The organism is Verrucomicrobium spinosum DSM 4136 = JCM 18804, assembly GCF_000172155.1.
GTDB classification, from domain to species: Bacteria; Verrucomicrobiota; Verrucomicrobiia; order Verrucomicrobiales; family Verrucomicrobiaceae; genus Verrucomicrobium; species Verrucomicrobium spinosum.
On sequence record NZ_ABIZ01000001.1, the window covers coordinates 1,403,858 to 1,425,967 of the forward strand.

16 protein-coding genes are annotated in these 22,110 nt (G+C 61.3%); 12 read left to right on the forward strand and 4 right to left on the reverse strand.

The genetic code is table 11. The features are described from left to right. Positions 1-248: 248 nt before the first annotated feature. From VSP_RS05540 to VSP_RS05560, 5 genes are all read left to right on the forward strand, one after another. Positions 249-1,004 carry an SDR family NAD(P)-dependent oxidoreductase gene (locus tag VSP_RS05540; RefSeq protein WP_009959295.1) on the forward strand — a complete coding sequence of 252 codons (756 nt, stop codon included), beginning with the start codon at positions 249-251 and terminating at the stop codon, positions 1,002-1,004. Positions 1,005-1,048: 44 nt separating this feature from the next. Continuing rightward, positions 1,049-2,059 (forward strand): zinc-binding alcohol dehydrogenase family protein, encoded by a 1,011-nt coding sequence (locus tag VSP_RS05545; RefSeq protein ID WP_009959296.1) that lies wholly within the window; start codon positions 1,049-1,051, stop codon positions 2,057-2,059. 317 nt (positions 2,060-2,376) lie between these two features. Then, a complete protein-coding gene (locus VSP_RS05550; protein WP_009959298.1) occupies positions 2,377-2,799 on the forward strand; it encodes a hypothetical protein in 423 nt (140 codons plus the stop codon). A gap of 706 nt (positions 2,800-3,505) precedes the next feature. Next, complete coding sequence (locus VSP_RS05555) at positions 3,506-4,054, forward strand: hypothetical protein (RefSeq protein ID WP_009959299.1); 549 nt, start codon at positions 3,506-3,508, stop codon at positions 4,052-4,054. A 25-nt stretch (positions 4,055-4,079) separates the two neighbouring features. Beyond that, the gene (locus VSP_RS05560) at positions 4,080-4,475 is read left to right on the forward strand and encodes a hypothetical protein (protein ID WP_009959300.1); all 396 of its coding nucleotides are present in this window, start codon (positions 4,080-4,082) and stop codon (positions 4,473-4,475) included. A 649-nt stretch (positions 4,476-5,124) separates the two neighbouring features. Here the strand turns inward: VSP_RS05560 and VSP_RS34030 are convergent. Together VSP_RS34030 and VSP_RS05570 are read right to left on the reverse strand one after the other, a co-directional pair. Next, positions 5,125-8,187, reverse strand: coding sequence for a PVC-type heme-binding CxxCH protein (locus tag VSP_RS34030; RefSeq protein WP_198141322.1), 3,063 nt, complete (start codon positions 8,185-8,187; stop codon positions 5,125-5,127). An 84-nt stretch (positions 8,188-8,271) separates the two neighbouring features. After that, positions 8,272-8,706, reverse strand: a complete 435-nt coding sequence (locus tag VSP_RS05570) for a thiol-disulfide oxidoreductase DCC family protein (RefSeq protein WP_044133437.1) — start codon at positions 8,704-8,706, stop codon at positions 8,272-8,274. Between the two features lie 175 nt (positions 8,707-8,881). On the opposite strand from VSP_RS05570, the gene VSP_RS05575 reads away from it, so the two are divergent. Beyond that, on the forward strand, positions 8,882-9,559 hold the full coding sequence (locus VSP_RS05575) for a hypothetical protein (RefSeq protein ID WP_009959305.1): 678 nt from the start codon (positions 8,882-8,884) through the stop codon (positions 9,557-9,559). 943 nt (positions 9,560-10,502) lie between these two features. On the opposite strand, the gene VSP_RS05580 is transcribed toward VSP_RS05575, so the two are convergent. Next, a complete protein-coding gene (locus VSP_RS05580) occupies positions 10,503-12,602 on the reverse strand; it encodes a prolyl oligopeptidase family serine peptidase (protein WP_009959306.1) in 2,100 nt (699 codons plus the stop codon). Positions 12,603-12,846: 244 nt separating this feature from the next. Here VSP_RS05580 and VSP_RS05585 point away from each other — a divergent pair, with 244 nt between their 5' ends. From VSP_RS05585 to VSP_RS05610, 6 genes are all read left to right on the forward strand, one after another. Beyond that, complete coding sequence (locus tag VSP_RS05585) at positions 12,847-13,443, forward strand: hypothetical protein (RefSeq protein ID WP_009959307.1); 597 nt, start codon at positions 12,847-12,849, stop codon at positions 13,441-13,443. Between the two features lie 276 nt (positions 13,444-13,719). After that, positions 13,720-14,373, forward strand: coding sequence for a RecA domain protein (locus VSP_RS05590; RefSeq protein WP_009959308.1), 654 nt, complete (start codon positions 13,720-13,722; stop codon positions 14,371-14,373). Positions 14,374-14,434: 61 nt separating this feature from the next. Then, entirely contained in the window at positions 14,435-15,931 is a 1,497-nt protein-coding gene (locus VSP_RS05595; RefSeq protein ID WP_157210750.1) for a DNA polymerase Y family protein, read from the forward strand. A 5-nt stretch (positions 15,932-15,936) separates the two neighbouring features. Then, positions 15,937-19,035, forward strand: coding sequence for a DNA polymerase III subunit alpha (locus VSP_RS05600; RefSeq protein WP_009959310.1), 3,099 nt, complete (start codon positions 15,937-15,939; stop codon positions 19,033-19,035). A gap of 70 nt (positions 19,036-19,105) precedes the next feature. Continuing rightward, the gene (locus VSP_RS34035) at positions 19,106-20,353 is read left to right on the forward strand and encodes a putative DNA modification/repair radical SAM protein (protein WP_044134005.1); all 1,248 of its coding nucleotides are present in this window, start codon (positions 19,106-19,108) and stop codon (positions 20,351-20,353) included. Between the two features lie 35 nt (positions 20,354-20,388). Beyond that, a complete protein-coding gene (locus tag VSP_RS05610; protein WP_009959312.1) occupies positions 20,389-21,819 on the forward strand; it encodes a UdgX family uracil-DNA binding protein in 1,431 nt (476 codons plus the stop codon). Between the two features lie 13 nt (positions 21,820-21,832). On the opposite strand, the gene VSP_RS05615 is transcribed toward VSP_RS05610, so the two are convergent. After that, positions 21,833-22,105 (reverse strand): c-type cytochrome, encoded by a 273-nt coding sequence (locus tag VSP_RS05615; protein ID WP_009959314.1) that lies wholly within the window; start codon positions 22,103-22,105, stop codon positions 21,833-21,835. Positions 22,106-22,110 lie beyond the last annotated feature (5 nt).

The following is a 22,110-nucleotide window of genomic DNA, read 5'->3' on the forward strand; positions in this document are numbered from 1 at the left end:
CCCACCCCTCAAAAACCCAATTCCGTTAATTCTGTTAATTCTGTCCAAACCCAGCCCACCCACACCCAGACATCCCGTTCACATCGCCTCGCTTCAGTCTCAAGTCTCAAGTCTGGAGTCTGGAGTCTGGCGTCTTGAAGTCTCGTGTCTCCCGCGAAGCGGGCTCCCATCTTGTTAATCCTTCAAAAATCTTGTTAATCCTGTCTCAAAATTGGTGGCACCCCCTCGGCTCCCGCCCACGTTAGCGCATGCTTCCGTTTTCCCTCACAGGTCAGACCGCCATTGTCACCGGTGGTGGCACTGGGCTAGGTCTCGGCATCACCCGCTGTCTGGTGCAGGCAGGGGCACGGGTGGTCATCACCGGGCGGCGTCCAGATGTCCTCCAGGACGGTGCGGCCCAGCTCGGCGACGCGGTGGTGCCCATGGTCGTAGATGTGACTGACACCAAGGTTCTGCCGGATTTTGTCCGTGAAGTGGAAGCCAAAATCGGCACCCCGTCCATTCTGGTGAACAACGCTGGCGTGCATGTGAAGAAACCCGCGCTGGAGATGACGGATGAAGATTTCGACTCCGTTTTGCGCACGCACCTGACCGGTGCCTTTGCCCTCACCCGCGCCGTCGCCCCTGGTATGCTCGCGCAGCAGCGGGGCAGCCTCGTTTTCGTCAGTTCCATGACGGCCTACATGGGCATGCCCCTGGTCACCGGCTACGCCACGGCCAAGACTGGCGTCATCGGCATGGTCCGCACCCTGTCTGCCGAGTTCGCCCCCAAAGGTGTGCGGGTGAATGCCGTCGCCCCGGGCTGGATCGATACCCCCATGCTGCGCAAGGCCATCAGCGCCGATGCCGAACGTGAGCGCAAGATCCGCGGCCGCATTCAGATCGAAGGCTTTGGCGCTCCGGAAGACGTTGGATGGGCCGTGGTGTACCTCTGCTCTGAGGCTGCTCGTTATGTCACCGGCGTGATTCTCCCCATTGATGGAGGTGGACACGCCAGTTTTTAGGCGAAGGTTTAGCTCCCTTCCATTCCGCATCGTTTTTTGTCCTCATGAAGGCTCTTTCTCTTTCCGCCCCTCGCAAGTTTGACGTGATCGACCTCCCGGAGCCCGCCGAACCGGGGCCGTACGAAGCGCTGGTGAGGATTCACGCCGTAGGCGTATGCGGCACAGATATCAGCGGCTACCTGGGAAAGATGCCCTTCATCGAGCATCCCCGCATCCTCGGTCACGAACTCGGTGTGGAAGTAGTGGCCGTGGGGGATGAGGTCACGCACGTGAAAGCCGGTGACCGTTGCGCCGTAGAGCCCTACCTCAACTGCGGCGAGTGTCATGCCTGCGCCCGCGGTCACACCAACTGCTGTGAGAACCTCAAGGTCCTCGGCGTGCACATTGATGGCGGCCTGCGTTCCCACTTGGTGCTTCCCGCAGACAAGTTGCACCCCGCGGAAGGCCTGAGCTACGAGCAGCTCGCCCTCGTGGAGACCCTCGGCATCGGCTGTCACGCGGTAAATCGCGTGTGCCCGCACTCTGATGAAAGCGTGTTGGTGCTGGGTGCTGGCCCCATCGGGCTGAGCGTCATGGAGTTCGTCCGCCTGGCAGGGGCAAAGATGCATGTCATTGAGCCAGATGAAACCCGTCGGGCGTTTGTGTCCAAGAATCATCCCAAGGCCAAGGTGCATGCTCCTTTGGAGCCGGAAGCCTTTTTTAAACAAAACGACGGTCGTGGTGCCGACATCGTCTTCGATGCCACCGGCAACGCCGACAGCATGGCCCGCAGCTTTGAATACGCCGCCTTCGCCGGTGCCCTGGTCTGGGTCGGTATCACCGCGAAGACGGTGCCGTTCGATGACGCCCTGTTTCATCGTCGTGAACTCACCCTCCTCGCCTCTCGCAACGCCATCCCCAGCGACTTCAACCGCATCCTGCGGCTCATGAAGGAGGGCCACCTCGACACCACGCCCTGGATCACGCACCGCGCCAGCTTTGAGGAAGCCCCGAAGAAATTTGCCTCCTGGAGCAAGCCCGGCAGCGGCGTGGTGAAGGCCGTGGTGCAGGTCTAGTAGGTCAGTGCGTCAGTGGTCAAGGTGTTGGATCCGAAGCTGTACGGAGTACAGGCTTCAGCCTGCGGAGATTTGAGATTGCTCACACAAAGGCACAAAAATCTGGCAAACCAAAACGAAGGCATCGCAAGCCGGGTTGGAGTACCGACTTCAGTCGGCTCAGGACGCAAGCCCCCATATCGTCCAACCCGCTCATCTCCCACCTTCAACCCCAGCATTCGAACAAAGCAGGTTGGAGTTCCGCTTTTAAGCGGTGAAACTCCTCGTCCATCTTACCCCGGAGAAACCTTCGCCAACCCAGCTCACATCTCTGCCCGATGCGTGACGCGCAAGCCCCCAGCACACCCGGCAAACGGCGGTTCTCCTGCGGGGTCAGCCTGCTGATGCTGGGCCTCGCCCTCCTCGTCGGCCTCATCTCTCTGCCCAGCATCATCGTCGGTTTTTCTGGGGGCTTTTCTTCCAGCCCGGTTTACTCTCAAAGGTCGCCTGACGATCGGAGCAAGCTCGTCGTCACAAAGCGGGTCATCTTTCCCGCCAACGAGATGGTGGACCCCAGCATCCTTGTTAAAGTCCAGCTTCAAGACCATGCCGACGGCCGGGTTCTTGACTCCACTAGCCAGGAGCTTCTCGAAGACAGTGACCTGAAAGAACCTGATGTCGAATGGACGCCCGGGAAAGTGCTTATTAGCGGTATTGATCGCCGCAAAGAGCTCACACTCACACTCCGTCGGGGACAGTGAGCGTATGCAACCTTCCTCACACAAAGGCACGAAGGCACAAAGAAAAACCAAGTTACAACCAGCCATCGCAAGCCGGGTTGGAGTACCGACTTCAGTCGGCTCAGGACGCAAGTGCCCATGTCGTTCAGTTCGCGAACTTCTCATCTTCGACCCCGGCACTTGAACGGAGCGGGTTGGAGTTCCGTCCCGCATGCGGGACCAATGCCATCAGGGAAAAGCTGGTGAGGTCGATGATTCGCCTTTGGCGAACGAGCTGAGGGCTGAAAGCCCGGCATGATAGCAGCCTTGGGCAACGCCCAAGGTTGGCGTTGGTTTTAGAGGTTAAGGGCTGTAGGCCCGGGGTCATTCAGGGATGCTCGTCGTGGGCAGGATTGATGAGGCCGGGCCTTCAGCCCTCCAATTCTCTTTCAACCCCTAACCTGGGGCGCTGCCCCAGGCTGGTATGACACCGGACCGTTGGTCCTCAGTTTCATCATGCAACGGCGTTGATCGCTCTGCCCAACCTTTTCCCTGATGGCATTGGCTTTTAAGCGGTCAGGGCATTGTTGCTAGACGTTCTGCTTCGTCCATGATGCTCCCTCCTTCAAGCGGTGCTTTGTGCCGCCATGGCAGAGACTCGCCAAAAGCGACCCGTCTTGAATTGGCAAGTTCCTTGCCCTCAGATCTGCTTCACACTACCGTATGCATAAACAGGGATTGATCCGCCGTGAAGAACGAAAGCCTGGACGCGAAGATTCACCTAGGAAAGATCGTCATCAGCACGGTGGCATCTTGCCGCTCTGTGTGGTGGTGGGAGGCCATGTCACTCATTGCTCTGTTTCTGGGGATTGCGAGTTTCCCGTTGGGCATCCTGTTTATCGCCCTGGCGGCGCTCGGAGTATTGTTCCTCTACAGCATGGCAACCAGCTTATGGTTTGACCATCGAGATGGGTTCACGATTTTCGGATTGCTTGCTGGGACCTTGTTGTTGGGGATTGGTGCTTACAACATCGTGGATGATGCCATGAGGCGCTCATTCTCTGGGATTGAGTGGACGACCAAGAACTACGCGGAGACGTACGGCCTTGGGCCCTTGGCTGCCGCTGGCATCTTGCTGTCATTCTTCTTGCTTCTCCGCCTCCTCCCGCAAGATCTCGTGGCCGCTGGCACATTGCCTCCCGCTACGGTGTGGCGGGTTTCCTTGTTGCCAGGAGCATGGTGCTGGCGTCAGCTCGAGAACACTCTCGTCTGGAGCCACCATCGCAGCCGCGAGTAATAGACTTCACAACAAATCATGCGTGATGAACCCCGAACATCTCAAGCTCGTCAATTCCGTCCGCTATTTCTCGCCGTACGGCCTCCCTCGCGAATCTCTTCATTCGCTGCCACTGATCCAGGAAGCGCTGGAACGCTGGCCCAAAATCCTTCGTGTTGTCTCCGATGCCCTTGTGGACGCAAGAGTTGCGACGAGCTACGATGAAGCGCTCTGGTTGGTCAAATGTTGGAATGAGGTGGAGTTTCCAGAGGGGGAGACGGGACGCGCTATCATGATCGGCTTCGACGGTGGTCAGGAGATCGGAGCGATCCGGGTAGACTTCTCCGATTGGCAACTTGCCAGCATTGACGTCGATCACACCGAGCACTTCTTCTGTCCTCTGTCGGACAAGTTTCAGCAGATCAATCTTCTGCCCTTGTAGGGAGATTGCGCCTACTCCGTTCGATACCGCCAACCAGGTTGGAGTACCGAACCTTCGCGGTCAGGGCGGTGCGATAGGTCTCGCTGCCGCATTAGCCGCAGACGCCGACAAGGTCCGCAGGTTGCAGGTTCACTGAGCCGCCTAAAGGCCAATGCCATCAGGGAAAAGTGGAGAGGTCGAGCATCTCCCTTTTGTGAAAGTATTGAGGGCCGAAGGTCCGGCATCATTGCAGCCTTGGGCAACGCCCAAGGCAGGCGCTCGTTTTAGAGGTTGAGGGCTGTAGGCCCGACGTCATTCAGGGATGCTCGTCATAGGCAGACTTGATGAGACCGGGCCTACAGCCCTCATGGGTAGTTTGGCCATCTATCCCTGGGGCGTTGCCCCAGGCTGGTATGAACCCGGACCTTCGGCCCTTCTGAAAGGGGCTCACCCGTTACAGTCGTGGCGGTTGCACCATCGCGGCTCCGAGGCGCGCCAAGGCAAAACAGCAAGACGATGCGTTTTCCCTGATGGCATTGGTCCCGCATGCGGGACGGTACTCCAACCCTCTCCGTTCCACCTTCAAAGGAGGAGTTTCACATCCACTGGACTCAGGCAGTCCACTGAACTGCTGAATTACCGAATCACTGAGTCACCGAACTACCGTCCCTCAGCTTTCCTTCATCAGATAGGCAAAGAAATCCCGAAGATCGGCATCGCTCATGCCTCCGAACAAGCCTTCTGGCATCATTGACATCGGAGACGCTTCGAGGCTCTCCAGTTCCTCGGTCCTGGCGGTATGGCGCTGGCCCGCCATGTCCTTGAGGGTGACCCCGCCGGCGTCCTGCTTCTCCATGATGCCCATCATCACCTGGCCGTTCTTGAGTTTGGCGATGTACGCGCCGAACCCTTCGCGGATCTCGATGCTCGGTGCGAGCACGCCGGTGAGCCAGAACTCGACATTGCCGCGTTCATAGCCGGTAAGGTCGGGACCAATCTTGCCGCCTTCATTGAAGAGGGTGTGGCAGACAGCGCAGCGTTGGGCGTAATGCACCTTGCCTTTCTCGACATCCCCGGACCCGCCTGCGAGTGCGGTCTTGATGCGCTGCAGGTCCGCCTGCTTCTGGCTGTCCGTGAGTGCTGCGCTCTTCGGTGGCCAGTGTTTCTTGATGGAGGCGTCGAATTCCGGTGCCGAATACGCCGCGAGCTGGCTTACCACGTCAGGGGCTACATCGGCGCTCTTGATGCGCCATTCATCCACTTCCTTGAGGAAAAGGCCAGCCCAGTCGCGTCGGCTGATGAGCATGCGGTGCGCGGCATCGCGCAGGGTCTTGTCACCGGCATAGCGGGACTCGTAGCCCTTGATCACCGCCTGCGGCAAACGACGCTCGTCAAACTTCGCTGCCAGGGGGAGTACGGCCTTCTTCAGACCAGTGCTGCTCGCGTCACTCAGAATGCTCAGCATTGCGGGCACCACCGCCGCGTTGCCGGTATCGGCCAGCACCTGGATCAATGCCGCGCGTTTCTCCGTTGGCGCGGTCTTGTCCTGCACAATCATCAGCGCCTTGGCGGCAGCCTCCGCATTCCCTGCCTTTACTGCCAGGCTCAAATCCGTATCCAGACGGCTCTTGAGGAAGGCTTGCATGGGTTCCTGAATAGCGGGAGGAAGCTCTGGCATCTTGCCGCCTTCAAACGCGGCTGCGATGCCCTCCACCACAAGCGAGCGATTCTTCTCGCCCTTGGCCAGGGTCAGCAGTTTGGCACAGGCATCATAGTTCTCCGGGCCTCCGGCCATCGCCCAGCGTTGGGCGAGATGGGAGATCACCTGTTTCTGGGCCACGGGCAAGTTCCAGAGCTGGTCATCCTTCAGCAGTGCCAGCACCGCCTCGCGATCTGACACCGCCTTGCTCTCCACCGCCCACCAGATCATGAGCGGCAGGCGTGCATCTTCTGCGGCGTCGGGCCGCAGCAGGCTTGCGTGGGTGATGGCCAGGCAGGCTTCCGCCGGCAACCGCTTGGCGCTGCTGACGAGCTGGGTGCGTACCTCGGGGTGGGGATCCGTCGTGGCGAGTTGTTTCATCGCTGCCACCGTCTGTGTGCTCAAATTCCCGCGATCGCCGAGGCTGTGTACCGTCCAACGGCGCACATAGGGATCAGGGTGGCGCAGCAGATCCAGGGCCGTTTCCTCGTCCAGACCGCCCAGCATCAGCAGCGCAGACAGAGCGTCAAAGGCATGCGCATTCTTGGGATCGAGGGCCTTGGCCTTCACCGCTGCCAGCACGCTGCTCTCCTTCCTCCAGCCCAACTCCAGCGCCGCCTGCTGGCGGAACCAGCGGTTCGGGTGGTCCAGCTTCGCCACCAGATCAGAGGCCGGGAGGGTGTGCAAATCGAACGGCTTCAGCGCTGGCTTCTTGTCCTCAGGGCGGATGCGGTAGATGCGCCCGCTGGTCTTGTGCCAGTCATCCACTGGTCGTACGTGGCTCAGGCGGGTGTCATACCAGTCGGCCAGGTAGATGCCGCCGTCGGGGGCCACCTTGCAGTCCACGGGGCGGAACCAGCGGTCCGTGCTGGTGAGCAGGGGCGGTTCATCCTCGGCGCGATACGTGGAGGTTGCAGGAATCAACTGGCTCACATAGATCATGTTCTGGAGTGAGTTGGCCGCGATGTAGCGGCCACCCAGCGTGTCGGCCATGAGGTCACCATCGTACACGCAGATAGCCTGGGAAAAGCGCTTCCCATCGCCCTTGGTCTCCATGTGGGGGAACCAGCCAAAGGCGTACGAGTTCGTGAGGGGCCCGTGTTTGCCGAAGTTCTTCTCCCCGTACATGCCCTGGTCATAGTGCATGCCGCGCTGGCTGCCATTGGTGCTGGCAAAGTAGCGCCCCTTGGCATCAATCTCCAGGCTGAAGGGGTTGCCCGAGCCTTCGCCGTAGATTTCAAAGACATGCGTGCCGGGGTGGTAGCGCCACAGGCACTGGCCCTCCCATTTCACGTTCTTGGTCACCTTGCTGCTGACATTGCCCGTGGTCGTGCTGCCGTTTGCGCCGTAGAGCCAGCCATCAGGGCCAAAACGCAGGCTGTTGGCCACCGCATGCGTGTCCTCCAGGCCGAAGCCACTCAGGTGCACCTCGGGATCGCCATCGGGCACGTCGTCCCGGTTCGCATCCGGGTAGAAGAGCAGGTAAGGTGGATTCATCACCCAGATGCCGCCATTCCCCGCCAGGGCGGAGGTGGCGATGTTCAGGCCCTCGATCACGGTCTTCTGGGAGTCCAGCTCCCCGTCGCCATTGGTATCCTCCAGCACCACCACCTTGTCGGCCCCCTTGGGTCCCTTCGGTGGCGGTTCGGGCACGCGGTCAAAAACGGCCCGGAGGTGCTGGTCGTATTTCACGATTTTGAGCCCGGCGGGGAACTGGTACTGGCGGTAAAGCGTGACCCAGAGCCGGCCGCGGGAGTCCCAGGTCATGCAGAGAGGTTGCTCCACACCCGGCTCGGAGGCCATGAGATCGATCGCGAGCCCCTTGCGGAGCTGGAACTTGCTCAGGGCCTCCTTGGGAGGCGTCGGGGGCGAGCCGTCCTTGAGCGTCCCTCTGCCGGTGAAGGTCTCCATGATCTTCCGCACTTCGTCATTGCCTGCGGGGGGCTGGCCGTCTGGATCAGCGGCGGGGGCCTGCGCCAGGAGCGCGGCAGTCAAAAGGGGAGTGCAAAGGAGAAACGGAACTAGTCTCGGCATGGCAGGGATACGCCAGACGCCGAGCATTCTTGTATCAGAATACGGAATGTGAGAATTTGATCAGGGCCGGGCACTTTGGCACCGTCAGTTCAGGAATCTTGCCCGCAGTTCCGGGGTCGGCATGAGACAGGAATCCTTTTTGCCAAACCACCGGTAGCGGTTGCGGGCGATGAGGCGATACAGGGGATCGCGCACAAAGTGCGGCAGGATGATACAAATATGACAGATGGGCCAGAGGCCGGAGAGATGTCGGCTCACCTTCAGCGCCGCAGTGCTCTCCGTGTAGGACCGGCCATTCTCCACCAGCACAAAGCTGTCGAGCTGCCCGGGGTTCAGGCCGTGCTCTTCCATCAGGCGGCGGCCCGTGTCAGATTGCAGTGAGGCGAAGCGGAACTTTCCAGCGGGATCGCGGCTGATGATGAACTGCACCGCCCAGGCGCAGAGATTGCAAACACCATCGAAGAGGACCACCGGGCTGGCAGATTGTCCGGCGGGAACGGGAGGGGGGGAGTCACTCACGAGAAGCCAGGATCGCCCGCTTTTATCGATTCTGCAAATCAATCTGCCGGGAGAGGGGTTGTAAACGATTCTGCGTCAACCCTTGAACAACTGGAAGCGTTCTCCCGTCCAACATGCCGAAGAAATCTGGCATACCCCATGCTTGAGAACTTCGTGTCTAACCAATTCCATCCATATGATGAGGTTTCCTCGAACTGGTTGTTGGTATCGTTTCACCCCGTCGGACTGGGAGTTCATCGGACGTTGTCTGGCCCTCACCGAAGGCAGCCGCAACAGTCTCGCCTCCCTGGCTGACGATCCGGACGCGGTACGTTTCGTTGTGGATCAACCCCGGCTCTTTGAGGCTCTGTTGATGGGACGACAGGCGGCCATGGTCTCCCCGGAGCTCTTCTTCCTGGTGACGGTGCGACACACGTTGAAGCGCATCGGGGTGGATGACATTGAAGTGGCCGACTACATGGCGGTGGTCTGTTCCGACTTCGGCCTCTCGGGATCCCGGGGGTGTGCGGAGAAAGCCGAGGCCGAAGGGCTCTACAGCATCGACTATGTGCAGGCGCTGGAGAATGCCCGCAGCCGCGAGAAGTTCTTCATCCACATCCAGTGCGCCAACCAGTTCCTGGTGCTCACGTGCCTGTTCCCTTCGTTCCTGCACCGGCGAGCTGAGCGTCGCGGCGCTCCGGATGTGAATTACTATGAGCAAGTCGTGGTGAGCCACCTTGATGCCGCAGGCCGGCATGTGCTGTCGCAGGAGTTCGCCCTGCATGATGTGCTCCTGCGCCTGGCCGGGAACTTCCCGCCCGTGCGGAGGGCGATGAATTACACGCTGAGCGAGTATTTGAATCTCGGGAATTGAGGGAGAGAGATTTTTTAGACAGGATTAACAAGATTTGGATCAGATTTACAAGATGGGGAGAGAGTGACGTCTCTCCCTGTCTTGGCGTTCTGGCGGGTGAGCGAGTTCCGCGGCTGGGTTGGAGTACCGCCTTTAGGCGGAATCAGGAGGTTTGCTTGTTTTCGATTTCCTTTAACCCAGCATCCCGTGCGTGCTGATTCCGCTTAAAAGCGGTACTCCAACCCTGTTTGCGGACCTTGAAGGAAAGGGGTTCCAGTTGCGCGCCGGAGGACCTTCTTCCACCCCAATGCGTTCGCAAGCCGACGTGACGCTCAGGCATCCCAGATCGCTCAACATCTTGAGGAGGGAAGAGGATTCTCCCTGTCTTGGTGGTCTGGCGGGTGAGTGAGCTCCGCAGCAGGGTTGGAGTACCGCCTTTAGGCGGAATCAGGGGGCTTGCTTGTTTAAGATTTCCTTTAACCAAGCATTCCGTGCGTACTGATTCCGCTTAAAAGCGGTAATCCAACCCTGTTTGCGGACCTTGAAGGAAAGGGGTTCCAGTTGCGCGCCGGAGGACCTTCTTCCACCCCAATGCGTTCGCAAGCCGACGTGACACTCTGCCATCCCAGATCGTCCAATATCTTGAGGGGACAGAGGATTCTCCCTGCCTGGGTGGTCTGGCTGGCGAGTGAGTTCCGCAGCAGGGTTGGAGTACCGCCTTTAGGCGGAATCAGGGGGCTTGCTTGTTTTCGATTTTCTTTAACCCAGCATCCCGTGCGTGCTGATTCCGCTTAAAAGCGGTGCTCCAACCCTGTTTGCGGACCCTTGAAGGAAAGGGGGTTCAAGTTGCGCGCTGGAGGCCCTTTTTTCCGACCCCAATGCGTTCGCAAGCCGACGTGACACTCTGCCATCCCAGAGCGCTCAACGCCTTGACCACTGACGCACTGACGTACCGACGCACCGGCTACTGAATCCCCAGTTCCTTCGCTAAAAACGCCCAGGCGTCCGCGGTCTCGTCCATCACCTTCGTGAGCGCGGTGCCCGCACCATGGCCGGCGCTGGTTTCGATGCGGATGAGCACGGGTGGGCCGTCTTTGGCCTGGCATTCTTGGAGGCGGGCGGCGAACTTGAAGCTGTGGGCGGGCACAACGCGGTCATCGTGATCGGCGGTGGTCACGAGAGTGGCGGGGTAGCGGGTGCCGGGCTTCAGGTTGTGGAGCGGGGAGTACGCGTACAGGGCTTTGAACTCCGCAGGATCCTCGCTGCTGCCGTAGTCGGATTTCCAGGCCCAGCCGATGGTGAACTCGTGGAAGCGCAGCATGTCCATGACGCCCACCGCTGGCAGCGCGGCTCCGAAGAGATCCGGACGCTGGGTCATGCAGGCACCCACCAGCAGACCGCCATTGCTTCCGCCCTGGATGGCCAGTTTGGCGGGGCGGGTGTAGCCTTCTTTCACCAGCCATTCGGCGGCACTGATGAAGTCATCGAACACATTCTGCTTCTTCAGCTTGATGCCAGCGTCATGCCACTCTGAGCCATACTCGCCGCCACCGCGTAGGTTCGCCAGGGCAAAGACGCCGCCCATCTCCAGCCACACGGCACGGCTCACGGAAAAGCCGGGGCTGAGGCTGATGTCGAAGCCGCCGTAACCATAGAGCAGGGTGGGGTTGGAACCATCCATCTGGATTCCTTTTTTGTGCACCAGGAACATGGGGACCCGCGTGCCGTCCTTGCTGGTGAAGAAGATCTGCTTCGTCTCATAAGGGCTGCCGTCGAAGTCCAGCTTGGGCACGCGATACGGCGTGCTGGTGCCGCTGGCCACGTCATAGCGGTAGATCGTGGAAGGGGAGGTGAAGCTGGAGTAGGCGTAGAAGGTCTCCTTGTCCTCCTTCCGGCCGCCGAAGCCGCCCACACTGCCCAGTCCTGGCAGGGCCACATCGCGCAGCCACTTGCCTTCAAGGTCGTACGCCTTCACCATAGACCGGGCATCCTGCAGGTACTCGCAGATGAGCTGGCCACCCACCACGGAGGCGCCTTCCAGTTTGTTCTCGGTTTGAGGAATTACCTCGCGCCAGCCGGTCTTCCCGGGCTTGGTGGTGTCGATGGCGATCACACGATAACGGGGGGCATCCAGATCTGTGTGGAAGTAGAAGACGGGGCCGACGTTCTCGATGAAGCCGTAGGCGGCGTCGAAGTCGTTGAGCAGCTCCACCACCGGGCCGTCCGTCTGGAGGTCCTTGTAGTACACCCGTGACTTGGGATCCGTCCCCAGGGAGATGTGGAAGATCAGGTAGCGTCCGTCATCCGTGACCCCGGCATTGAGCCCCCAGTCCGGCTGGTCCGGGCGGGCATACACCAGCTTGTCCTCTGACTGCGGGGTGTTCAGTTTGTGGAAATAAACCGTCTTGTTCTTGTTGGCCTGCGTCAGTGCGGCCCCGGTCTTGGGTTCGGGGTAACGACTGTAGTAAAAGCCGCTGCCGTCCTTCGCCCAGGAGGCTCCGCTGAACTTGATCCACTTCAGGGTCTCGGGCAGGTCCTCACCGGTGTCGATGTTCTTGATGCGGAACTCCTGCCAGTCGCTGCCGCCGCCGGAGGTCCCCCACACGAGCATCTTGCCATCCTCGCTGGGGGCACTCTCCGTGAGGGAGACCGTGCCGTCTTTCGAGAGGGTGTTGGGATCCAGGAGGACTTTCGGCTCGGCGGTGAGGGAGTCTGCCACGTACAGCACGCTCTGGTTCTGCAGGCCGCTGTTGCGGGAGAAGAAGTAGCGGTCGCCGCGCTTGTACGGCACGCCGAAGCGCTCGAAGTTCCAGAGCTTCTGCAGGCGTTCACGCAGCGCGGCGCGGCGCGGCAGTTGGTTCAGGTAGCCAAAGGTTACCTCATTCTGGGCCTTCACCCAGGCCTTGGTCTCCTCGCTGTTGTCATCCTCCAGCCAGCGGAAGGGATCGGGCACCTTCACACCGTGATAAGTGTCCACCACGTCAGCGTGGCGGGTCTTGGGGTAGGTCAGCGGGGAATCCGCTCCTGCACCGTGGAGGACCGAAAAGGAGAGAGTCAAAGACATGACAAGAGGGAGCGTCAGGGAGGGCGCGATGGCTCGCATGAGGCCCAATCACCGGGGCGCTCGTAGGCGAGTCAAGCACTTGTACGGATCGGATTACGCAGGTGGTATTCCCAGATGACGCCGGTTTGCACATCTTTTTCGATGCAAGGTTTAAGAATATAGGGGAAAATGCCAGTCAATAGGGTGAAGATCCCTGATGGTGCTGCGTAGGTACACAAAGACGAGTTCCCCCCTCTGATTGCTCATGAAAACGCCCATTGCCCTCCTTGCTGTCTGTTCTCTCGCCGCCATCTGGGTGAGCCCCATCTGTGCCCAGGCGACTGGAGGAGGGCTGGCTCCGCCCAAACTGCCCTCACTCAAGGTCCAGCCCAAGGTGGCCACGAAGCGCGACCAGCAGGCCAATTCCTCCTATATGCAGACGATGACCATTTCTCCTGAGGTCGTCATCGAGGGAGCCGCCACCCAGCCGCTCCCGGCTCTGGAAGCCACCATGCTGATTGTCACCATGGACACTGAGGCCAAATACCGGAAGCGGTTGGAGAAATACGATGTGCACGCCAGGGAGACCGTCACCATCCCCGCCGTGGACAATGGTGCCCGGCGTACCATTGAATTCAAAGAATCCAGAACCTCCTTCGACGCCTGGCGGGACAAGACCAATGTCGGCGGAGCCGTTTACAAGTACTTCGTCTTTGGCCTGAGGGATTCCGCCAGCAAGATGATTGTGTACTTTGAGACCAACAACCCTCAGCTGGATCGCATGGTGAAATTGAAGCCGGAAAAGCGCGAGGAAATCCTCAAGCTGGCAACAGGGGCGGAGTTCCCGAAAGACTTCAACTGAGCAGGGGGAGGGCCGGTGGGCAGTGCGTCAGTGCGTCAGTGGTCAAGGTGGAGGATGTTCCGTGTTGGTCGGACGCGAGGTCGGCTTGTGGGTATGAACTGTACCGCTCTTAGGCGGCTTTAAACGCGTGCCGATTCGCGTCGTGATGGGAGCCGTTCAGGTCTTTTGTCTGGCGTCTTCTAGTCTGGTGTCTCCCCGCGAAGCGGGGCCGAGTTTTAAAATTTATATCCTTCCCGGGCTTGCCAAAGGGCATCTTTTAAAGAAAATAGTGTTCATGTGAACACTTTGCTTTTGCCTGCCAATGTCATCGCCTTCCGGGAACTCTTGCAGAGCAAGTTTCCCGGAGCGCATCCCACCCGGAAGGAGGGGGAGGCGTTGATCACCGGAGTAGCCTGTGTGGACGCGGTGCGATTGCCCCGGGGGGCGGTGATGGAGATTGTCGGGGAAAAGGCATCATCCGGCGTGGGGCTGCTGCTGGCGGCACTCCTGCAACGGGAGTCTGCGGTGGCGGAGTACACGGCCATGGTGGATGGCTGTGATGCATTTGACCCCTGGAGCGTGCCTGCCCTGAGTCTGGACCGGCTGCTCTGGGTGCGGTGCCAGCAGGTCACCCAGGCCATCAAGGCGGCGGATCTGCTGCTGCGGGATGGCAATATTTCCCTGGTGCTGCTGGACCTGCAGCTCTACGCCGCGCGGGATCTGCTGCGGCTGCCCTCCAGCGTGTGGCATCGGCTTCGCATGCTGGGGGAGCAGAGCGGCGTCACCACCTGCATCTTCACGCCAGGGCCTCTCATCTCTTGTGCGGCGTCCCGGCTGGTCCTGGAGCCGTCGCTCGCTGCTGATGATCAGTACCGGGACAGGGAGGAGCTGGTGAGCGCCCTGCGGACGAGCACGGAAGGTGCCCGGTACCATGGCCGGAGGGCGGGGTGAGTTGGATGAAACCTCAAACCCCAAAAAATCAAAACTTCAACCCTCAGCAGTCATCACGTTCATGTTTGCCGCCATCCATCTTCCGTGTTTCCAGTTTCAGGCCATCACTCTTGGGGGGGCTGCCGGGCCGGCGGCACTGCTGGATGAGGTGGTCACCGGCACCCCCCTGGCGCGGGAGCAGGCCTGTGTGTTGCAGGTGAATGCCCAGGCGGAGCGCCTGCTGGTGCACCCGGGCATGACCGCCAGCATGGCACGGGCCCGGTGCGCGACTCTGCAGTTCCTCTATCGTGATGCCGGGGCGGAGCTTGCCGCCCAGGAGGTGCTGCTGCAATGTTCCTCGAACCGGACCCCCTTTTATGAATCCACTTCACCCGGGCTCTGCGTGCTGGATCTTTCCAGCCTGCCTGGGGTGAAGGGGGCGGAGCTGGCTTATGGGAGAGCCATCTGCGAGGAGCTGGCCCGGTCAAAACTGACAGCCCGTGTTGGCTTTGCCCGGCGTGCGGATCTTGCCATCCTGGCGGCTCATACGGCCGCGCCCATCCGGGTCATGCTGGGGGAGGAGGTTGACCGCGCGTGTCTGGGAGCCCTGCCTTTGGAGGTCCTGCAGCCTGCCTGGCAGACCGCGGAGGTGTTTGCCCTGTGGGGAGTGAAGACGGTGGGGGATCTTTGCAAGCTGCCCCGCGCCGGGGTGACGGAGCGGCTGGGCAGGGAGGGCATGTTGCTCTGGGATCTGGCCACCGGGGGGCGGGACCGTCTGCTCAAGCTGGTGCGGCCTGTCCCGGGCTATCGGGTGGAGGAGGACTTTGAGCATTCGATTGAATGCCTGGAGCCGCTGCTTTTCATTTTGAGGCGTCATTTGCAGAGCCTGTGCGACCGTCTGGGGGCCACCTGGCGGGTGGCGGCCGCTGCCGTGGTGGAGCTGCATTTTGAAGACGGCTCCCGGCACCTGCGGGAATTGAGGATCGCGGAGCCAACTCGGGATGTGGAGCTGCTCTTCCGCGTCATTCACACTGCGCTGGAAGGGGTCTCTGCGGCGGCCCCCATCCGCGGGGTGGTCCTGGAGTTCCGGGCCGTCACGCCGGCGGGCAGCCAGAGCCTGCTGTTTGAGAGGACACTCAAGGACCCCAACCGGTTCGCGGAAACGCTGGCTCATCTGGAGGCCGTGGTGGGGTCTGGCAATGTCGGCAGGGTCCGGTTGCTGCCCAGCCGCCGTCTTGACGCCTTCGCGGTGACGGGTTTTTTTGAGAATGAGAAATCCACCGTGCCACTCCGGGCGCTGGAGGAGTCCACCTGCTCAGGCCTGCCTCTGCGGCGTCTGCGGCCTGCCCCGGTGACCCAGGTGTTTCTGGTGGACCGGAAACCGGCCGCCTTTCGCAATGCCCGGTACAGCCAGGCGGTGACAGCCTGCGACGGCCCGTGGCTGGTGTCTGGTGACTGGTGGGACGTCACCCAGGCCTGGCGGCGCGAGATCTGGATCGTGACCGGGGAGGATGGCGGGCTCTATCAACTGGCCCGGCACCGGAATGGTGAATGGGTGATGGAGGGCCTGCTGGGCTGACGCGCATGTCGTTTGTGGAACTCCATGCGCGCACGGCCTTCAGCTTTTTGCGCGGAGCCTCCTCACCAGAGGAGATGATGACCCGGGCCGCGGATCTGGGCATGGACTGCGTGGCCATCACTGACCGCGACGGCTACTACGGCTCAGCCCGCGCCCACTACAAGGGCAAAGAGCTGGGGCTGCGGGCCATCACAGGCATGGAAATAACCATGGAGGACGAGACGGTGCTGCCGCTGCTCGTGGCCACGCGGCAGGGGTATCAAAACCTGGCCCGTCTCATGACCCGGGCCAAGCTGCGCACCACCAAGGGGCAGAGCCGCGTGCTCTGGAGCGAGCTGCCGGAGCACGCGGAGGGGGTGGTGGTCTTGAGCGGGGATGAGGAGGGGCCCGTACAGCGGGCGTTGCAACAAAACGCCGCGGAGGCACCGGCCGTGGTGGAAAAGCTCTGCCGCATCTTCGGCCGCAACCAGGTGTGGATGGAGCTGCAACGCCACCGGATGCGGGGTGAGACCCTGCGCAACCGTCAGATCAGGGATCTGGCGGAGCTGTGCAAACTGCCCCTGCTCGCCAGCAACGGCCCTTGTCACGCCCGGCAGGAGGGGCGCATGCTCATGGATGCCTTCACCTGCCTGCGGCATCACACGCATCTGGATGCGGCAGGCCTGCTGCTGGCCCCCAACTCCCAACGTCATCTCAAAAACCACGGCGACATGAAGGCGCTCTTTGCCGACCTGCCGGAGGCGATGGACAACACGCGGCGTCTCTCCGACCAGCTTGAGTTCGGCCTGGAGCACCTGGGCTATGAATTCCCATGTTACGATGTGCCGCCCGGCCATGACCAGGACTCCTACTTGCGGGAGCTGACTTATGAGGGGGCCCGCAGGCGATTTCACGGCGGCGTGAACGCGCAGGTCAGGGCCCAGCTCGAGAAGGAGCTTGACCTCATCTCCAGATTGAAATTTTCGGGTTATTTCCTTATTGTATGGAGCCTCGTCAAGTATGCCTGTGACAGCGACATTCTCGTCCAGGGCCGGGGCAGCGCGGCCAACAGCGCTGTCTGCTACAGCCTGGGCATCACCCATGCCGACCCCATAGCAGGCAAGCTTCTCTTTGAGCGGTTTTTGAGTGAGGGCCGCAACTCCTGGCCGGACATTGATCTGGATCTGCCCAGCGGCGACCGCCGTGAGCAGGTCATCCAGGAGCTTTATCGCCGCTATGCCCCCTATGGGGCCGCCATGACGGCCAACGTCATTACGTACCGCGGCCGCAGTGCCATGAGGGAAATGGGCAAGGTGCTGAACCTGCCTGAAGACGTGATGGGGCGTTTCAGTGATCTTTATGCCAACGGGGACTTCCCTCACACGCTGCAGCTCAAGGACCAGATCCGCCAGGCGGGGTTGCCCATGGATCACCCCCGGCTTGTCGCCATGGTGCGCCTCTACCACCAGGTGTATGGGCTCCCCCGCCATCTGGGCCAGCACAGCGGGGGCATGGTGCTGTGCACGAAGGGGCTCGACAGCATTGTCCCTCTGGAGCCTGCCACCATGCCGGGCCGGGTGGTGGTGCAGTGGGACAAGGACGACTGTGAAGACCTCGGCATCATCAAGGTGGACCTGCTGGGCCTGGGCATGATGGCGGTGCTGCAAGACTCGCTCACCCTTTGCAAAGCGCGCGGCAGGGAGGGGCCTTATGGTCTGCATGAGATTCCCAAGGATGATCCTGCCACTTACGAGATGATGCAGAAGGCGGACACCATTGGCGTCTTTCAGATCGAGAGCCGGGCCCAGATGGCCACCCTGCCGCGGCTTAAGCCTGAGTGCTTCTACGATCTGGTCATTGAAGTCGCCATCATCCGCCCCGGCCCCATCGTCGGGAACATGGTGCATCCCTACATCCGACGACGTCAGGGGAGGGAGAAGATCGATTTCATCCACGCGGAGTTCGAGGACATTTTGCAGCGCACGCTTGGCGTGCCCCTGTTTCAGGAGCAGTTGTTGCGTATGGCCATGGTCATAGCCGGGTTCTCGGGCGGCGAGGCGGAGGAGCTGCGGCGGGCCATGAGCTTTCACCGCTCTGAGGAGCGCATGCACAAGGTCATGGACAAGCTGCGGGCCGCGATGGAGGAGCGTGGGGTGGCGCAGGAGGTTCAGGAAAAAATCACCGCCTGCATCTCCTCGTTTGCCCTCTATGGTTTTCCAGAATCGCACGCCATCAGTTTTGCCATCCTTGCCAACGCCAGTGTGTGGCTGAAGGCGCACCGTGCAGTGGAGTTCTATGCTGGGCTGCTCAACAACCAGCCCATGGGCTTCTACTCCACGTCCACCCTCGTGCGGGATGCAAAGCAGCATGGCCTCCGCATTCGCCCCGCGTGTGTGGTGGTTTCAGATGTCCTCTGCACGGTGGAGGATGACCAGACTCTGCGGCTGGGGTTGAACCAGTTTCGCGGGCTCAGCAGGGGCAGTCAGGAGCGCATCATCGCCGAGCGGGCCGTGCGGCCGTGGCGGGATCTGGATGACTTCCTGCGTCGCAGTGGTCTGGACAAGAAGGAGCGTCGCGTGCTCGCAAAGGCGGGGGCTCTCAATCAGCTCGGTCTGCATCGTCGCAGCGCCTTGTGGCAGGTGGAGCTGGCCCGTCAGGAGGAGGATCTTTTCACCCCCAGAGAGGTGCAGCAGGAGATGCCGCTTTTCCCCATGAACGCCATGGAGCGGCTGAATGCCGACTACCAGACACAGCGTCTGACCACCGGGCCGCATCCCATGGCCCACCACCGGGTACGTTTGCCGCATCTCTGGCCTGCTTGCGAACTGGCAAACGGCAGGCATGGTCAGCGGATTTTTGTCGGGGGGCTGGTGATCTGCCGCCAGCGTCCGGGCACGGCCAAAGGGCACATGTTCATCAGCCTGGAAGATGAGACCGGCATTGCCAATGCTTTTGTGCCCTCTGCCGCCTTTGAAGCCAACCGTCTCGTGATCACCCAGGAGCCTTTCCTGCAAATCCACGGCCGCCTTCAGATCGTGGACAATGTCATTTCCATTTACGCGCTGAAGATCGAGGCCCTGCATTTCGAAGTCATGCTCCACGCTCAGTCGCATGACTTCCGCTGAAGGCGGGCAAGTGCGTCTGGCCTCTTTTCCTTTGAACCGCAAAACCGCCGCCCCCGCGAATCATCATTCAATGGATATAGCCCAGAAACTCTCGATCCTGGCGGATGCTGCCAAGTATGACGCCTCGTGTGCCAGCAGCGGCACCAGCAAGCGCAACTCCCGCGAGGGGGGGCTGGGCTCCACCACAGGCGCCGGGATCTGCCACAGCTACACGCCGGACGGGCGCTGCGTCTCGCTGCTCAAGATCCTCCTCACAAACTATTGCATCTACGACTGCCAGTACTGCATCAACCGCGTCTCCAGCGATGTGCGGCGGGCCCGGTTCACCGCGGAGGAGGTGGTGAAGCTCACCATGGATTTTTACCGGCGGAACTACATCGAAGGGCTCTTCCTCAGCTCCGGCATCATTCGCAATGCCGACTACACCATGGAGCAGGTGGTGAGGGTGGCGCGGCTTTTGCGTGAGGAGCAGGGGTTCAAGGGCTACCTGCATCTCAAGACCATTCCAGAGGCCTCACCGGAGCTGATCGCCGAGGCGGGCAGGTGGGCGGACCGCATCAGCATCAATGTTGAGCTGCCCACCCCGGCCGACCTGGAGCGTCTGGCTCCGGAAAAAAACCTGGGGCGCATCCGCGGCGCGATGACGACCATCCAGAGACGTATCGACCAGGCCAAGGCGGAGGTTAAGGAAACGACCAAGGCACCGCCCTTTGCTCCGGCCGGGCAGAGCACCCAGATGATCATTGGTGCCACGGCGGCGCAGGATCGGGAGATCCTGGACCAGTCCTCCTCGCTGTACCGGCACCACAAGCTGCGGCGGGTGTATTACTCGGCCTTCAGCCCCATTCCGGATGCCTCACAGCGTCTCCCGCTCATGGCCCCGCCCCTGGTGCGCGAGCATCGTCTTTACCAGGCAGACTGGCTCATGCGCTTCTACGGCTTTCAGGCGCAGGAGTTGACCACTCCGGATGCTCCTCAGTTGTCCCTGGAGATGGATCCGAAGCTGGGTTGGGCCATGCGTCATCCCCAGAGTTTTCCCGTGGATGTCAACACCGCTTCCCGGGAGATGCTCTGGCGCATTCCCGGCCTGGGCGTGCGGAATGTGGATCGGATCCTGCAGATTCGCCGCTGGCACCGCGTGACGCTCGCGGACCTGCAGCGCCTGCGTGTGTCTTTAAAAAAAGTGCTCCCCTTTGTGCAGACTGCTGATCACCATCCCCGCGAGATCGGCTCCGCCCCATGGCAGCAAACGCTGAAGCCGGCACAGCAACTGGAACTCTTTGCCCCGGCCACAGGCGTGGTGACTGGCGAACTCTGAATGAACACAGTAGTTGGCTGAACTCTCCAACCCTTATGCACCTGCTCACGCTCGAGCCCAGTTTTGCCGCCTGGCATCGGGTGGCGCGGCGGGCACTACAGGCGGAGTGGGCCTGGGACACGGTGCTCTGGGAGGATGCCTCTGACAGCCAGCTGGCGCTGGGACTGCTGGATGAAACGCCCGCGAGCGTCGCGCAGGCAGCCGTCTCCGCCCCCACCTACAGCGTGCCCAAGGCCTTCATGGATATGGCGCGCACGGTGGCCTGTCATCGCTCCGCGCATCGCTGGAGCCTCCTGTACCGCGTGCTCTGGCGGATCACGCATGGGGAGCACCACCTGCTCAAGGTGGCGGTGGACCCGGATGTGCATGAGTTGCACACGATGGAGAAGTCCGTGCGTCGGGATGTGCACAAGATGCGGGCCTTTGTCCGCTTTCGCGAGGTGGTGCATGAGGGGCAGGTGCTGTACGTTGCGTGGTTCGAACCTCAACATCACATCCTGGAGCTCAATGCCCCCTTCTTCATTGACCGCTTCGCCGGCATGCAGTGGTCCATCCTCACGCCGGAGCGCTGCCTCCACTGGGATGGCGTGAAGGCCACCTACACACCGGGGGTGAGCCGCCATGAGGCCCCCACCGGAGATGCCATGGAGTCTCTCTGGCTCCAGTACTATGCGCACATTTTCAATCCCGCCCGCGTCAAGACCCACGCCATGCTGGCGGAGATGCCGATGAAATACTGGCGAAACCTGCCCGAGGCCGCCATCATCCCCACCCTGCTGGAGCAGGCTTCACCCCGTGTGGAGGTCATGATGGAGCGCAGTCATGCCCTGCAATCGCAACTGAAAGAGGCGCATCCCGCTGACGTGCCGAATACGAATGACCTGGAGGTGCTCCGTGATGCCGCGGCCACCTGCAAGGCCTGCCCGCTGTACAAGGACGCCACGCAGACCGTCTTTGGCGAGGGGCATGTGTCCGCAGAGATCGTCTTCCTCGGCGAGCAACCGGGGGACCAGGAAGACCTCGCGGGCAAGCCCTTCGTTGGTCCCGCCGGCCGGTTGCTGGATCAGGCCCTGCAGGAGGCGGGCATTGATCGTGAGACCTGCTACGTGACCAATGCCGTGAAGCACTTCAAGTGGAAGCGGCAGGGCAAACGCCGTCTGCACCAGACACCGGTGCAGGCAGAGATCCATGCGTGCAAGCCCTGGTGGAGGGCGGAGCTGGCCATCATCAAGCCGCGCATCCTCGTCTGCCTGGGAGCCACCGCCGCCAGGACGGTGCTGGAGCATGCCGTGAAGATAGGCGACGTGCGAGGCGAGTTCATGGAAACCACCTGGTGTGAAAAGACCCTGGTGACCGTGCATCCCTCCTCCCTCCTGCGCCAGCCGGATCCGGAGATTCGCGCGGAGGAGATGGCGCGTTTTGTCGCTGACTTGAAGCTGGTGGCCCGGGCGCTGGCCAGCCGTTGACGGGAATGGTAAGTTATTTCAAAGTCATGAGGAATGCCTTCACATCCTCCAGCTCCTGGGGCTTGAGCACCAGGCCCAGAGGCGGCATGGGGGATGCGCCCAGCGCTTCGAACCCCTTGGCCAGCACCTTGCCGGGCTCAAGCAGGCTTTCATGGATGTAGGCGGCGGGGAATCGACTGGCGATGCGGTCCAGAGCCGGGCCCACAGTGCTGCCCTGCCCCCGGAGGGTATGGCAGAGCACGCAGACGGCTGCGGCGTGGTCACAGGCCGTTGCATGAGAACCCACGCACG

Excerpts from the sequence above, each read along its gene's own strand:
- VSP_RS05600 (WP_009959310.1), top strand. The coding sequence starts at position 15,937 with ATGTCGTTTGTGGAACTCCATGCGCGCACGGCCTTCAGCTTTTTGCGC.
- VSP_RS05575 (WP_009959305.1), top strand. The coding sequence starts at position 8,882 with ATGATGAGGTTTCCTCGAACTGGTTGTTGGTATCGTTTCACCCCGTCG.
- VSP_RS05580 (WP_009959306.1), bottom strand. The coding sequence starts at position 12,602 with ATGTCTTTGACTCTCTCCTTTTCGGTCCTCCACGGTGCAGGAGCGGAT.
- VSP_RS05550 (WP_009959298.1), top strand. The coding sequence starts at position 2,377 with ATGCGTGACGCGCAAGCCCCCAGCACACCCGGCAAACGGCGGTTCTCC.
- VSP_RS34030 (WP_198141322.1), bottom strand. The coding sequence starts at position 8,187 with ATGCCGAGACTAGTTCCGTTTCTCCTTTGCACTCCCCTTTTGACTGCC.
- VSP_RS05595 (WP_157210750.1), top strand. The coding sequence starts at position 14,435 with ATGTTTGCCGCCATCCATCTTCCGTGTTTCCAGTTTCAGGCCATCACT.
- VSP_RS05560 (WP_009959300.1), top strand. The coding sequence starts at position 4,080 with ATGAACCCCGAACATCTCAAGCTCGTCAATTCCGTCCGCTATTTCTCG.
- VSP_RS34035 (WP_044134005.1), top strand. The coding sequence starts at position 19,106 with ATGGATATAGCCCAGAAACTCTCGATCCTGGCGGATGCTGCCAAGTAT.
- VSP_RS05585 (WP_009959307.1), top strand. The coding sequence starts at position 12,847 with ATGAAAACGCCCATTGCCCTCCTTGCTGTCTGTTCTCTCGCCGCCATC.
- VSP_RS05545 (WP_009959296.1), top strand. The coding sequence starts at position 1,049 with ATGAAGGCTCTTTCTCTTTCCGCCCCTCGCAAGTTTGACGTGATCGAC.
- VSP_RS05540 (WP_009959295.1), top strand. The coding sequence starts at position 249 with ATGCTTCCGTTTTCCCTCACAGGTCAGACCGCCATTGTCACCGGTGGT.
- VSP_RS05610 (WP_009959312.1), top strand. The coding sequence starts at position 20,389 with ATGCACCTGCTCACGCTCGAGCCCAGTTTTGCCGCCTGGCATCGGGTG.